A 13,242-nucleotide genomic window follows, 5' to 3' on the forward strand; every position below is an offset into this window, starting at 1 on the left:
CCCGTCGGGGGCTGCCGGGCCGAGGACGGGCGCCCCCCTTCTTACCGCCCTCTCACCGGCGGCCCGGCGGTAGGTCCACGGCGAGAACTGCGCGAGCGACCACGGGCGACCCGCAGCCGCCCACAGCCGCCCGGAGGGTCAGGGCCCTCACCCGGCCGGCCGCAGCGCCGCCAGCTGCTCCTCGAAGGGCACCACGGTCAGCTCCCCGGTCTCCCGGGCCTCTCCGGTCTCCCCGGCGCCACCAGCCGCGCGTGGTGCCGGTATCGCGACCATCAGCCCCGCCAGTTCCGAAGCCGCACGCTCGATCCGGTCGTCCAGACCCTCGGCACCCCAGTCCTCGGACGCGGCGTACACACCGGTGGGGACGACGACCGCGCGCAGGTGGGCGAAGAGGGGCCGCAGGGCATGCTCCAGCACCAGCGAGTGCCGGGGCGTGCCGCCGGTCGCGGCGATCAGCACCGGCTTCCCGGCCAGCGCGTCCCGGTCGCGTACGCCGAGCACGTCGAAGAACGACTTGAACAGCCCGCTGTACGACGCGGAGAACACCGGCGTGACGACGATCAGCCCGTCGGCCTCCGCCACGGCGTCCATGGCCTCGGCCAGCGCCCGCCCGGGGAAGCCGCTGGTGAAGTTGTGCGCGATGTCCACGGCGAGGTCACGCAGTTCGATCACCCGCACCTCGGCCGGGACCGCCCCGGTGACCCCGGCGGCCAGCCGGTCCCCGAGCAGCCGCGTGGACGACGGCACGCTCAGCCCGGCCGACACGACGACGAGCCTCATGCGACGGTCTCCTTCCTGGCACCGGCCAGCAGCGACGCGTGGGTCGGCGCGTCCGGCACCCCGGCGGGGCGCTCCTTGGCGAACTCCTCGCGCAGCACCGGCACGACCTCCTCGCCCAGCATGTCGATCTGCTCCAGCACGGTCTTCAGCGGCAGCCCCGCGTGGTCCATCAGGAACAGCTGGCGCTGGTAGTCACCGGCGTACTCGCGGAAGCTCAGCGTCTTCTCGATGACCTGCTGCGGGGAGCCCACGGTCAGCGGCGTCTGCTCGGTGAACTCCTCCAGCGAGGGCCCGTGCCCGTAGACGGGCGCGACATCGAAGTACGGCCGGAACTCCCGCACCGCGTCCTGGGAGTTCTTCCGCATGAACACCTGCCCGCCGAGGCCGACGATCGCCTGCTCGGGGGTGCCGTGCCCGTAGTGGGCGTACCGGGTGCGGTACAGCTCGATCATCCGCTTGGTGTGATCGGCCGGCCAGAAGATGTTGTTGTGGAAGAAGCCGTCGCCGTAGTACGCGGCCTGCTCGGCGATCTCCGGCGAGCGGATGGAGCCGTGCCAGACGAACGGCGGTACGCCGTCCAGCGGGCGGGGCGTGGAGGTGAAGCCCTGCAACGGTGTGCGGAACTTGCCCTCCCAGTTCACGACGTCCTCGCGCCACAGCCGGTGCAGCAGGGCGTAGTTCTCGATGGCCAGGTTGATGCCCTGGCGGATGTCCTTGCCGAACCACGGGTACACCGGGCCGGTGTTGCCGCGCCCCATCATCAGGTCCACCCGGCCGTCGGCCAGGTGCTGGAGCATCGCGAAGTCCTCGGCGATCTTCACCGGGTCGTTGGTGGTGATGAGGGTGGTGGCGGTGGACAGCACCAGCCGCTCCGTGCGCGCCGCGATGTAGCCGAGCATGGTCGTCGGCGAGGACGGCACGAACGGCGGGTTGTGGTGCTCACCGGTGGCGAACACGTCCAGGCCCACCTCCTCGGCCTTCAGCGCGATCGCGACCATGGCCTTGATCCGCTCCCGCTCGGTCGGCGTACGCCCCGTGGTCGGGTCGGGAGTGACATCCCCGACGCTGAAGATCCCGAACTGCATGGCCGCTCACCCTCCAGGTTGTTGACGGTTCAACTATACGGGTTGAACCAGCGACCCGGCGGCCCTATTCCGCCGCCGCTCCTCCGCACCTTCTCCGGTTCTCCACTCCTCAGGCGTGCGAACTTCACGAGAGGTACTGCGGCGGCCACGGCGAGTGGCAATACTGGGCAGGACGGCGGGCGGGGCATCGACGGGGGTGTGATGGCAGAGGACCCGAGGCGGCTCTGGAACGGCATCACCGCCGCGGCCGTCTCCGTGTGCGCCACGGCCGCGGCGGCTGTCCCCGCCGTCATGATGCCGCTGGGCCACGACCTCCTCACGATCCTGGCCCGGCTCGGCTGGTGGCTGGCGCTCGCCGCAGCGGCCTGGGGATTCACGGCACTGGCCGTCGCCCGCACCGAGCCGACAGGACCATCCGCCTCCGCCGAGTCGAGAACGCGGCGCCTGCGCGCCAACGGACTGCTCGCGACGGCCCTGCTCGCCCAGCTGCTCCTGATCACCGCGAGAGCCGCCCGCGGCGACACCGTGGCCGCTCCGGCCGTCGCGGGCGGGCTGCTCCTCGCCCTGGTCGCCCTCGCGACCTGGCGCGCCGTCGCCATCAGCACCGCCTACGGCAGCGGATTCACCCCGTCCGAGGGCCTCCGCATCCGCGGCGCCTTCGGGGTGACCGTGGTGTGCGGGGCCTGGCTCACCGTCCGCGCCGCCGCGCAGGGGCCACTCTGGTGGGCGTGGCTGGCGGGCACCTTGCTGGTGGGGCTGGCGGCGCTGTTCTGGCTGCTCGACGACCGGTATGCGACGCCGGCCGAGAAGGACGACTTCCTCGTGTTCGCCTCCGCCGCGGCGGCGGGCGTCGTCGGCGTGGTGATCGACGCCTTCGTCCGGGGGGACATCAGCGCCCCCGGCCCGGTGCTGATCGCCCTGGTCGCCGTCCTGCTGTTCTCGGCCGCCGTGACCGGGGCCGTGTGGGGGCTGAGAGGACGCACGTCGGACGCGGGTCCCCTGGGGGCGCAGCTCGCGGGCCTCGCCGTGCCGCTGGGGAGTGTCGTAGGGGCGGCCTGGGAAGGGCGCGCGTGGGACACCGCGCCGGTCGTGCTGAGGGGAGTCAGCGAGCTCGTGGCGACGGCCGTCGTCCTGCTCGTCCTGCAGACCGCCGCCCTGCGCTGGCTGGACACCGCGCCCTCACCGCGCCGAGTCGAGCAGCTGGTGCGCGCGGTGCGTGACGGCGCCCACCACGTGGCCGAGTTGCGCGAGGAGATGGCCGGATCCGAACGCCACGGCGGCAGCCGGTACTCCGGGCTCTACAGGTACGAGAGGGACCGCTACCGGTACGAGAGGGAGCGCGACCCCTACAGACACGAACACGATCCCTACAGGTACGGACCCGACCCCTACAGGCACGAACGCGACCCCTACGGATACGAGAGGGAGCGCGCCTTACGAGAACGCGAGATGCGGGAGCGCGGGCCCGAGGCATTCGACCTGCGCCTGGGCCCCTACGCCGGTCTGATCCCGGCCCACGGCATGGGCACCACCGTCCGCCATCTGCTCGCCCATCCCCTGCTGTCGGCGCCCCACGCGGCCGTCCACCGGGACGCCGTGCGGACCACCGGCCTCGCCGTCGACGTGATGTGGCCCCGGGTGGAACTGGTCGCCTCCCCCACCGTCAGGCGTCGCGTACGCCGCCCGGAGCGCAGGCTGCTGACCTGGCGGCTCATCGCCGCCAGCGCCCTGTGCACGGCGGCCGTCTGGACCGTGATCGCCTCTCTCACCGCCACCGGCCTGTGGCGGGCGGACGCCCTCACCGACCCGGCCCTCACCGATCCGGCGCTCCTCGCCGCCGTCGCCGGCGCCGGGCCGCTGCTGCTGGCCGCCTTCGCCGTGGCGCAGGCCCGCCGGCAACTCGTCGAGACCACCGCGGCCAGGGCGCAGGCGGTCGACGTCCTGCGCTACGACCTCGCCCGCACCATGCAGCTGGAACTCCCCGAGGACACCGACGGCATGATCCTGCTGGCGCCGGCCCTGAGCGGTGAGCGCCTCCCCGGCTCCCCTCCCGTGCCCCTGCGCCGCGACGGCGCGGCCGGCGGACCGGACCCCAGGCCGGCCACCGGCCCCGCGGACCCGGACCGGCTGCGCCGCGACATCCGGGAAGACCTCCGCGCGGAGGTCCGCTCGGCCCTCCGCGACGCCAACGCCACCCCGGCCCCGCACAGCCCGACCCGGGTCACGCTCCAGGAGGAGCACCTGTCCCGGCTCGCCCAGGACATCGCCCGCAACGCCGCCGAGCCGGTCGGTAACCGCCTGAAGGACCAGCTCAGCGAGCTGCGGCAGAGCCTGAGGCAGGAGATGGGCGACGCCGTCCGCACCTCGATCGAGGAGACGGTGACCGGTCCGCCGCTGACGAACTTCCTCGGCTACCTCGCCATCGAGCCGGACCGACGGACGGAGAACCCCGAACCGCCCCCGCGCGCCGAGCACGGCACACTCAAGGCCACCGCGGGCAGCAGGATCAACCTGATGCTCTCCGTCGTACGCGACCGGCGCGCCCAGAACACGGCCACCCTCGTCGCCGCCGACGCGGGCAGGGAGTTCTTCGTCTACGAGCCGATCCGCATCGAGGGCGGCCGGGAGGCCACCAGCGTGCCGTTCGACGCCATGGTGGACAGCTCCACCCTCACCCCGCTGCCCCAGCGCAAGAGCCTCAGCGTCGCCCACGAGGTACAGACGCCGTTCGGCTTCCGGCTGCCCGACCAGCCCGGCACCCACGAGGTGTGGTTCCAGCTCTACCAGGCCGGCCGCCTGATCCAGGTCGCCGCCCTCAAGATCGAGGCGGAAGCGCCCCGCGAAACACCGCAGACCCCGCAAGCGCCGGGCGAGGACACGGACGGCGGATGAGACAGGCGCACCAACCCGACGTCTGCGTACGCGTCATGACGACCAGTGAGGCCACCACCCTCCACTTCACCGCCCGCCGGCCCGGCGTACCGCCCCTGTCCGTCACCCTCGTCGGCAGCGACGCCCTCATCCGGGTCCGCCACGAGCTGGACCTGGGGCTGACCCGGCTCAAGGACGAACTGCCGTCCCTCGCCGTCGAGGACGACAAGGACCTCGACCGGGTCTTCCAGTGCCTGCACGGTCTCGGCCGGACCCTGCTGTTCATCCTCTTCGGCGCCCGGCAGACCGTGCTGAAGGACCTCCAGACCTTCTGGAGACAGGCCGTGCCGTTCGCCCGCAACCCCACCCTGCCGCCGCCGCTCGTCGAATGCGTCGGCCCCAAGGACAGCTTCCTGCCACTGGAGTTCCTGCCCCTGTCCGGCATCGCCCCCGGGCCGCCCGTCGAGAACCGCGAGGCGTTCATCACCGCGTGCGGCACGCTCGTGGGCTTCTCCTGCGTCGTACGCCGCGCCATGCTCCCCGCACCCGTCCGCGGCGGCACCGGAGCGACCACCCTGCGCACCGGCCCGCAGGGCCGGCTCCCCGCCCGCTACCTCTACTACGAGCACCTCGACGGGGCCATGGCGGAACTCGCCTGGTTCACCGGGGCCGCACACGCCCACGTCGACCTGGAGGGGCCGTACCCGCACGCGGCGGACGGCGGACCCACTCTCGCCGAGCAGATCTTCGACCCGCGGCTCCTCCTCGACGGCGAGCGCCGCGCCCTGCCCGACCAGCTCCAGCACTTCGCCTGCCACTGCTACACCCGCTCCGACGACCCCCTCGCCGCGGAGATCGAGCTGAGCGGCGCCGGACACCACTCGCGCACCACCCTGCGCACCCTGGGCGCGGACCTCGTCGCCCTCGGCGTCAGCCACGACGAGCGCGACTTCGAGCTGCCGCTGGTGACGATGAACGCGTGCGGCTCGGGCCGGATGCGCGCCCAGGACGCGCCGTCCTTCCCGTACCTCTTCCTCATGAACGGCAACCGCGGGTTCATCGGCACCGAGACCGAGATCCCCGACGACGTCGCCGCGGCCTTCTCCCAGGCCCTCTACGAGCGGTTCCTCATCCGGCGCCTCCCCCTCGGCCGGGCGCTGCTGGAGAGCCGCCGGCACCTCCTGCACACCCTGGCCAACCCGCTCGGCCTGAGCTACGCCGCCTACGCCGACCCCGACCTGCACATCCGCCCGGCCCCCGAGGAGCAGCCCCATGACCCTGCCCGAGCAGACCACCACTGAGCCCGCCACCACTGAGCCCGCCACCACCGCCCCGGAGCCCACCGGCACGATCAGCGTCCTCGGCCTGGAGGACACCGACCAGGGCCGCACCGACCGGCTGTCCCTGCGACGCCCGGCCGAATGGCGGGCGGCGAGGACGGAGATCCCCGCCGCGGAACTGCAGACCCGCCTGCACGACTTCGTCGCGACGATGCGGGACGTGCTCGCCGCGCTGCCCCAGAAGGCCGGGGAGTTCCAGCTCGACGAGGTGTCCTTCAGCGCCGAGGTCAGCGCGAAGGGCACGGTGTCCCTGCTGGGCTCCGGAGGCGAACTCTCCGGCCAGGCGGGCCTGACGTTCACCTTCACCCGCCGCCAGGACCCGGCCTCGCAGGGCACGAACTCGTCGCAGGGCACGAGCTCCTCGTAGGGCACGAGCTACGGCTGCAGCACCAGCCGCCCCCGCACCCCGCCCTCCGCGAGCCGGGCGTGGGCCTTGACCGCGTCGGCCAGGGCGTACGTCTCGGCGACGCGCAGGGTCAGCGACCCCTCGTCCACCAGGCGGACCAGCTCCGCCAGCCGGGACCCGTCGGCCTCCACCTCCACCGCGGCCACCCGCACCCCGCGCTCCGCCGCCGGGACGGCCGACGGGATGACGCCGGCGTACCGGCCCCCGTCCCGCGCCCAGGACAGCGCACGCTCACCGAGGACCGCCGCGTCCAGCACGGCGTCGAAGCCGCCCGCCTCGGGCTCGCCGCTGAGGAAGCGCGCGGCGCCCAGCGACCGTACGAACTCCTCGTCGTCCTCCCGGGCGAGCCCGGTGACGGACACCCCGCGCAGGGCGGCGAGCTGGACGGCGTAACCACCGACCGCGCCCGCCGCGCCGGTGACCAGCAGCGACGAGCCCGGTGCCGGGTCCAGCAGGTCGAGGGCCTGGGCCGCGGTCAGCGCGTTCAGCGGGAGCGTGGCCGCGTGCGCCGCGTCGGCCGTCCGCGGGGCCCGCGCCACCGCGTCCGCGGGCACCACCACGTACTCCGCGTGCGTGCCCAGCGGCTTGATCATGCCGTGCTGCAGTGCCACCACCTCCTCGCCGGCGCTCCAGCCGGCCGCCGCACCCGCCGCGTCGACGGTCCCCGCGACGTCCCAGCCCAGCCCGATCGACTCCCCGGCCCCGCCGAAGACACCCTCCCGCACCGCCGCGTCCACCGGATTCAGCGCCGCCGCCGCGACCTTGATCCGCACCTCCCGCTCCCCGGGCTCCGGCACCCCGGCCGCCACGATCCGCACGTTCTCCGGCCCGCCGAACGACGTCACCACTGCTGCACGCATGGCAAGAACTCCCTGAATCCGGTCCGTCCGCCGCGGCGCATCCCTGTCCTTCACCGCCCGCGGCTGACCGCAACCCTAGAAAGAGCTACTATCCACAGGGAAGTAGTTACCTCAGAGTGCGTTTGTCTCCCGGGAGTGAGCCATGGCGACCATGACGGCGGCCCAGCGCCGCGAACAGGCCCGCATCGAGTACGACGCCTTCCTGCGCGACTGCCCCACCAACCAGCTCCTCGACCGCATCAGCGACAAGTGGGTCGCCCTCGTCGTCAGCGCCCTCGCCGCCGGACCCATGCGCTACAGCGAACTCGGCCGCAAGATCGCCGGCGTCAGCCCCAAGATGCTCACCCAGACCCTGCGCACCCTGGAGCGCGACGGCCTCCTCACCCGCACCGTCACCCCGTCCGTCCCCGTCCGCGTCGACTACACCCTCACTCCGCTCGGCCGCAGCCTCAGTCTGCTGCTGTCCGCCGTGAAGGACTGGGCGGAGACCCACTTCGACGAGGTGCACAAGGCGCGCGAGGAGTACGACACCCAGACGCAGGACCGGGCCTAGGGCCCGACCGGCCCCTGAGGCGCATCCCCCGCCCGCAGGCGTGCCGCCTGCCGCGCGCTGAACTCCGTGGTCCGCCTCATGTGGTCGATGAACAACGCCAGTTGATCGTCGTCCAGATCGTCGAACAGGGCGATCCAGCCACCGCCCAGCCGTTCCCACATCCGCCCGAACTCCGCGGCCCTCTCCGGCACCGTCGCCACCAGCACCCGCCGCCGGTCCCCCGCGTCCCGCTCCCGCACCACGTACCCGGCCCGCTCCAGCCGGTCCACCAGCCGCGTCGCCGAACCCGTCGTCAGCCCCGTCAGCTCCGCGATCCGGCCCGTCGTCACCGGACCGCCCTCCAGCGTCAGTAGATTCAGGCACTGCAGATCGGTGGGATGCAGGCCCAGATGATCGGCGACGGCCTGGTTGAACAGGGCGTACGAGGCGATGTAGCGGCGCGAGACCACGGACAACTCCTCCAGCAGCCGCGACCGTGCGTCATCCGACATGCAGCATGTATCCCCCGCACGGTCCCCTCCAGACGCCCTCCAACAGGTGACACCGGCCGGACACCGGACTCGTGCGAAGCTGCCCGCATGCTGATCCTCCGCTCCGCCGCCCTTTTCGTCCTCGCCGCGCTGCTGGAGATCGGCGGCGCCTGGCTGGTCTGGCAGGGCGTACGCGAGCAGCGCGGCTGGATGTGGGCCGCCGGCGGCGTCCTCGCCCTCGGCGCGTACGGCTTCGTCGCCACCTTCCAGCCCGACGCCCACTTCGGCCGCGTCCTCGCCGCGTACGGCGGCATCTTCGTCGCCGGCTCGATCCTGTGGGGCGCGATCGCGGACGGTTACCGGCCGGACCGGTGGGACATCACGGGCGCACTGATCTGCCTCGCCGGGATGGCCGTGATCATGTGGACACCGAGGAACGGCTGAGAGGGGCGGCCGAGCGGGAGGGGACGAACGATGAGCGGGTACGGATGAGACCGGCCCGAACCCGCGACCGGCCCCCGCCTATGCTGGCCGGACCACCCGAGAACCGCCGCCCCCGCCGCCGAGGAGCCCCAGCCATGGCCAGCGCCGCACCGTCCGCAGCCTCCCGCATCGCCGTCGTCACCGGTGCGAGCAGCGGCATCGGCGCCGCCACGGCACGCGGACTCGCCGCCGCCGGTTACCGCGTCGTCCTCACCGCCCGCCGCAAGGACCGCATCGAGGCGCTCGCCGAGGAGATCACCGCGTCCGGCCACTCCGCGACCGCCTACCCGCTCGACGTCACCGACCGCGCCGCGGTCGACGAGTTCGCCACCGCCTTCAAGACGATCGGCGTCCTCGTCAACAACGCAGGCGGCGCACTCGGCGCCGACCCCGTCGCCACCGGCGCCCCGGACGACTGGCGCCAGATGTACGAGACGAACGTCATCGGCACCCTCAACCTCACCCAGGCCCTCCTCCCCAAGCTGGAGGCGAGCGGTGACGGCACGGTCGTCGTGGTCTCCTCCACCGCCGGCCACGCCACCTACGAGGGCGGCGCCGGCTACGTCGCCGCCAAGCACGCCGAACACGTCCTCGCCGAGACCCTCCGCCTGGAGATCGTCGGCCGCCCGGTCCGCGTCATCGAGATCGCCCCCGGCATGGTGAAGACGGAAGGGTTCGCCCTCACCCGCTTCGCCGGCGACGCGGAGCAGGCCGCCAAGGTCTACGAGGGTGTCGCCGAGCCCCTGACCGCCGAGGACGTCGCCGACACCATCACCTGGGCGGTCACCCGCCCGAGCCACGTCAACATCGACCTCTTGGTCGTCCGCCCGCGCGCCCAGGCCTCCAACACCAAGGTCCACAGGGAGCGCCGATGACCGACGACCCGGAACGGCGACGCCTCGCCCTGGAGAAGAAGCGCGAACGCTACGTCTGGTACTACCTCGGCTACTTCCTCTTCGGCATCCACGTGGTCGCGTTCGTCATGATCTACGCGGTGACGCACGCCAAGTAACGTCTGCCTGTGGACCGACACATACCCCTCGACGCCCTGCACAACTTCCGCGATCTCCCGTAACACTCCTGGAGAAGCGGCTCAGCCCTTGACGCAGACGACCTGCTTCAGCTTCGCCACGACCTCCACCAGGTCCCGCTGCTGGTCGATGACCTGCTCGATCGGCTTGTAGGCGCCCGGAATCTCGTCCACGACGCCGGAGTCCTTGCGGCACTCCACGCCCCGGGTCTGCTCCTCCAGGTCCTTCGTCGAGAAGCGCCGCTTCGCCGCGTTGCGGCTCATACGCCGACCGGCGCCGTGTGACGCGGAGTTGAACGACTTCTCGTTACCGAGGCCCTTGACGATGTACGAGCCCGTGCCCATCGAGCCCGGGATGATCCCGTACTCGCCGGAGCCGGCCCGGATCGCGCCCTTGCGGGTCACGAGCAGGTCCATGCCCTCGTACCGCTCCTCCGCCACGTAGTTGTGGTGGCAGGAGATCTCCGACTCGAAGGTCGGCTTCGCTTTCTTGAACTCCTTGCGGATCACGTCCTTCAGGAGCGCCATCATGATCGTGCGGTTGTACTTGGCGTATTCCTGGGCCCAGAACAGGTCGCTGCGGTACGCCGCCATCTGCGGGGTGTCCGCCACGAAGACAGCGAGGTCGCGGTCGACCAGTCCCTGGTTGTGCGGGAGCTTCTGCGCGATACCGATGTGGTGCTCGGCGAGTTCCTTGCCGATGTTCCGCGATCCGGAGTGGAGCATGAGCCACACAGAACCGGACTCATCCACACAAACCTCACAGAAGTGATTACCGGACCCGAGCGTTCCCATCTGCTTCGTGGCGCGTTCCTGACGGAACTTCACCGCGTCCGCGACACCCTCGAAGCGCCCCCAGAAGTCGTCCCACCCGCCGGTCGCGAAGCCGTGCAGTCGCCCCGGGTCGACGGGGTCGTCGTGCATCCCCCGACCCACCGGAATCGCCTGCTCGATCTTCGACCGCAGCCGGGACAGATCACCGGGGAGGTCGTTCGCCGTCAGGGACGTCTTCACCGCCGACATCCCGCAGCCGATGTCGACCCCCACCGCCGCCGGGCACACCGCACCGCGCATCGCGATGACCGAGCCGACCGTCGCGCCCTTGCCGTAGTGGACGTCCGGCATGACCGCCAGGCCCTTGATCCACGGCAGGGTGGCGACGTTGCGCAGCTGCTGGAGTGCGCCCTCCTCGACCGTCGCCGGGTCGGTCCACATGCGGATCGGGACCTTCGCGCCCGGCATCTCCACGTACGACATGACGTCCTCTTTCCCCCGAAAGCGTACAAAAGTATGGAACCGCAAAACCGGCGCCAAGGTCGACGAAAAGGGATGACGGACCGGCGTCCACGGCAGTGCGTGCGATACACATTGTCTGCAGGGGGCGCCCCCGTGCGGCAAGCGATTAAGCAGCGGGGACACTGGAAGATCCGGCGGGCAGCGGCCCGCGCCCACCGTCGAGAGGAGCCCGATCGTGCAGCGGAAGGCGTACGTACCCGGCGTCGCCGTGCTCCTCGCGGCGCTGCTGGCCGGCTGCACCGGCAGCTCCGGTGACGGGGGCACCACGGACAACTCGAACCCGGGCGAGCCGGGCACGGCGACGCAGGCGGCGCAGCCGGGCAAGTACGCCGCTCTTCCGGAGCCCTGTGGCGCGGTGGACGAGCAGCTGCTCGAGGAACTGCTCCCCGGTATCGCCCAGTTGCCGGACGAGGCCGAGCGCGAGAAGGCGTACGCGGGCGAGGCGACGGTCACCTTCAACACGGACCGCAAGGCGGGCTGCCGTTGGAAGGTGGAGTCGGCGCAGGCCACGGACCACCTGACGGTGGATTTCGAGCGGGTGGTGTCCTACGACAACGCCGTCAGCGACGACACCGAGGCCGAGCGGCTGTTCGCGGAGCGCCTGGCCGCGGCGGACCTTCCGGTGCCGACGGCCGGCGAGTCGGGCTCCGCCGACGCCACCGGCCCGTCCGGCGGCCCGAGTTCGTCTCCGTCCTCCGGCTCGCCCAGCGGTTCGCCGTCCTCGCCGCCCTCCGGCTCCCCCACGGGTCTTCAGCCGCGTGCCCTGGAGGATCTGGGCGACGAGGCGTTCCTCGACGACGAGCTGAGCAGCTCGGGTTCGACGGCCGAGCAGCGCACGGTGACTGTGGCGTTCCGCACGTCCAATGTGATCGTGACCGTCGAGTACGCGGAGCAGCCGGCGACGGTCGGGGCGGTGCCGGACAGCAAGGAAATGCAGGACAGGGCGCGGAAACTGGCCTCCGGGCTGGCCGATTCGCTGGGTGGCTGAGCGCCGCTCACGCGCTCTTCACGCCCCTGCGCAAAGCCCGCGAAGGAAGACCGCACGAGTGGCGCAGCGCGTACCGTGACCCCTCGGACCCCGTTCCGACCGCAGGGAACACGAGCGTCATGAGTGAAGGAACCATGCAGCGACGAGCACAGCGAGACCAGCGTGACCGTGACGAGCGAGTGAAGCGCCTCCACCGCGTCCTTGTCTGCGCGGCCGCCGTCCCCGTGATGCTGGTCGCCGCCGGCTGCTCCTCGGACTCCGGCTCCGACGACGGCAAGGAGAAGACGTCGGGTGCCTCCGCCTCGGCGTCGGCGAGCCCGTCGCCGACGGTGCGGGCGGCGGCGTTCAGGACGCTGCCGGAGCCGTGCGAGGTGCTGTCGAAGAAGACCCTGGAGGACCTCGCGCCGAAGGCGAAGTCGGGCAAGGAGGGCACCTCGGACGATGTGTCCGCGCGGGCCAACTGTTCCTGGAGCAGCCTCGACAACAACGGCGTGAAGGGCTCGCAGTTCCGCTGGCTGAACGTGTCGCTGCTGCGCTTCGAGTCCGACGTCACGCGCGGCGCCGGCGACAAGCTGGCCAGGGAGTACTACGACAAGCAGGTGCGCGACGCGAAGGCGGCCGAGGGCGCGAAGGGCGTCGCGTCGGAGCCGGTCACGGGGACGGGCGACGAGGCGACGGCGGTGCGGTACGAGCTGAAGAAGAAGGAAGGCACCTTCAAGCAGCAGACGGTCGTGGCGCGGGTCGAGAACGTGGTCGTCACGCTCGACTACAACGGTGCGGGCCTGGCCGGTGACAAGACGCCGAGCGCCGACGACCTGATGAAGGACGCGAAGGCGGCGGCGAAGGAGGCGGTGGCCGCGGTGACGGAGGCGAACGGCCCGTCCGGGTCGAAGGCTCCGTCGAAGGCGCCGTCCGGGTCGGCGTCCGGGGAGCCTTCGAAGTCCTCGTCGAAGGCGCCGTCCAAGTCGGCGTCGAAGGCGTCCTCGAAGTCGTCCGGCAAGAGCTGATCCGGCGCTGAACCAGAACCGGCCACCCGTCCCCCGTACGCATGTGCCACTCTGTTGCGCGCAAGAACACGCA

14 protein-coding genes are annotated in these 13,242 nt (G+C 71.8%); 9 read left to right on the forward strand and 5 right to left on the reverse strand.

Translation table 11 applies throughout. From position 1 onward, the window contains the following. Positions 1 to 147: 147 nt before the first annotated feature. Together AB0412_RS18985 and AB0412_RS18990 are read right to left on the reverse strand one after the other, a co-directional pair. Positions 148 to 780 (reverse strand): FMN reductase, encoded by a 633-nt coding sequence (locus tag AB0412_RS18985; protein ID WP_366403707.1) that lies wholly within the window; start codon positions 778 to 780, stop codon positions 148 to 150. Continuing rightward, the gene (locus AB0412_RS18990) at positions 777 to 1,865 is read right to left on the reverse strand and encodes an LLM class flavin-dependent oxidoreductase (RefSeq protein WP_366403708.1); all 1,089 of its coding nucleotides are present in this window, start codon (positions 1,863 to 1,865) and stop codon (positions 777 to 779) included. The genes AB0412_RS18985 and AB0412_RS18990 overlap by 4 nt, the downstream gene beginning before the upstream one ends. Positions 1,866 to 2,066: 201 nt before the next feature. Here AB0412_RS18990 and AB0412_RS18995 point away from each other — a divergent pair, with 201 nt between their 5' ends. The 3 genes from AB0412_RS18995 to AB0412_RS19005 are packed head-to-tail and all read left to right on the forward strand — an operon-like array spanning position 2,067 to position 6,443. Next, positions 2,067 to 4,757 carry a hypothetical protein gene (locus AB0412_RS18995; protein WP_366403709.1) on the forward strand — a complete coding sequence of 897 codons (2,691 nt, stop codon included), beginning with the start codon at positions 2,067 to 2,069 and terminating at the stop codon, positions 4,755 to 4,757. Between the two features lie 35 nt (positions 4,758 to 4,792). Further along, positions 4,793 to 6,037: a CHAT domain-containing protein gene (locus AB0412_RS19000; RefSeq protein WP_366403710.1), complete on the forward strand. Its 1,245-nt coding sequence runs from the start codon at positions 4,793 to 4,795 to the stop codon at positions 6,035 to 6,037. Next, positions 6,009 to 6,443 (forward strand): hypothetical protein, encoded by a 435-nt coding sequence (locus AB0412_RS19005; protein ID WP_366403711.1) that lies wholly within the window; start codon positions 6,009 to 6,011, stop codon positions 6,441 to 6,443. The genes AB0412_RS19000 and AB0412_RS19005 overlap by 29 nt, the downstream gene beginning before the upstream one ends. 8 nt (positions 6,444 to 6,451) lie before the next feature. Here the strand turns inward: AB0412_RS19005 and AB0412_RS19010 are convergent, their stop codons facing one another. Beyond that, on the reverse strand, positions 6,452 to 7,342 hold the full coding sequence (locus tag AB0412_RS19010) for an NADP-dependent oxidoreductase (RefSeq protein WP_366403712.1): 891 nt from the start codon (positions 7,340 to 7,342) through the stop codon (positions 6,452 to 6,454). A gap of 142 nt (positions 7,343 to 7,484) precedes the next feature. Between AB0412_RS19010 and AB0412_RS19015 the strand changes: the two genes are divergently transcribed. Then, positions 7,485 to 7,895 carry a helix-turn-helix domain-containing protein gene (locus AB0412_RS19015; protein ID WP_366403713.1) on the forward strand — a complete coding sequence of 137 codons (411 nt, stop codon included), beginning with the start codon at positions 7,485 to 7,487 and terminating at the stop codon, positions 7,893 to 7,895. On the opposite strand, the gene AB0412_RS19020 is transcribed toward AB0412_RS19015, so the two are convergent. Beyond that, positions 7,892 to 8,386: a MarR family transcriptional regulator gene (locus tag AB0412_RS19020; RefSeq protein WP_366403714.1), complete on the reverse strand. Its 495-nt coding sequence runs from the start codon at positions 8,384 to 8,386 to the stop codon at positions 7,892 to 7,894. The two genes, AB0412_RS19015 and AB0412_RS19020, sit on opposite strands and share 4 nt — an antisense overlap. A gap of 87 nt (positions 8,387 to 8,473) precedes the next feature. On the opposite strand from AB0412_RS19020, the gene AB0412_RS19025 reads away from it, so the two are divergent. The 3 genes from AB0412_RS19025 to AB0412_RS19035 all read left to right on the forward strand — a co-directional run bounded on the left by AB0412_RS19025 (position 8,474) and on the right by AB0412_RS19035 (position 9,860). Continuing rightward, the gene (locus tag AB0412_RS19025; protein WP_366403715.1) at positions 8,474 to 8,809 is read left to right on the forward strand and encodes a YnfA family protein; all 336 of its coding nucleotides are present in this window, start codon (positions 8,474 to 8,476) and stop codon (positions 8,807 to 8,809) included. A gap of 134 nt (positions 8,810 to 8,943) precedes the next feature. Continuing rightward, the gene (locus tag AB0412_RS19030) at positions 8,944 to 9,723 is read left to right on the forward strand and encodes an SDR family NAD(P)-dependent oxidoreductase (RefSeq protein WP_366403716.1); all 780 of its coding nucleotides are present in this window, start codon (positions 8,944 to 8,946) and stop codon (positions 9,721 to 9,723) included. Continuing rightward, positions 9,720 to 9,860: a hypothetical protein gene (locus AB0412_RS19035; RefSeq protein ID WP_366403717.1), complete on the forward strand. Its 141-nt coding sequence runs from the start codon at positions 9,720 to 9,722 to the stop codon at positions 9,858 to 9,860. The genes AB0412_RS19030 and AB0412_RS19035 overlap by 4 nt, the downstream gene beginning before the upstream one ends. An 81-nt stretch (positions 9,861 to 9,941) precedes the next feature. Here the strand turns inward: AB0412_RS19035 and AB0412_RS19040 are convergent, their stop codons facing one another. Then, positions 9,942 to 11,135: an RtcB family protein gene (locus tag AB0412_RS19040; protein ID WP_366403718.1), complete on the reverse strand. Its 1,194-nt coding sequence runs from the start codon at positions 11,133 to 11,135 to the stop codon at positions 9,942 to 9,944. Positions 11,136 to 11,349: 214 nt separating this feature from the next. Here AB0412_RS19040 and AB0412_RS19045 point away from each other — a divergent pair, with 214 nt between their 5' ends. Together AB0412_RS19045 and AB0412_RS19050 are read left to right on the forward strand one after the other, a co-directional pair. Further along, positions 11,350 to 12,162 carry a DUF3558 domain-containing protein gene (locus AB0412_RS19045; protein ID WP_366403719.1) on the forward strand — a complete coding sequence of 271 codons (813 nt, stop codon included), beginning with the start codon at positions 11,350 to 11,352 and terminating at the stop codon, positions 12,160 to 12,162. 119 nt (positions 12,163 to 12,281) lie between these two features. Beyond that, entirely contained in the window at positions 12,282 to 13,169 is an 888-nt protein-coding gene (locus AB0412_RS19050; RefSeq protein WP_366403720.1) for a DUF3558 family protein, read from the forward strand. Positions 13,170 to 13,242: the final 73 nt, after the last annotated feature.

Source organism: Streptomyces sp. NPDC052012, assembly GCF_040689265.1.
Taxonomy (GTDB): domain Bacteria; phylum Actinomycetota; class Actinomycetes; order Streptomycetales; family Streptomycetaceae; genus Streptomyces.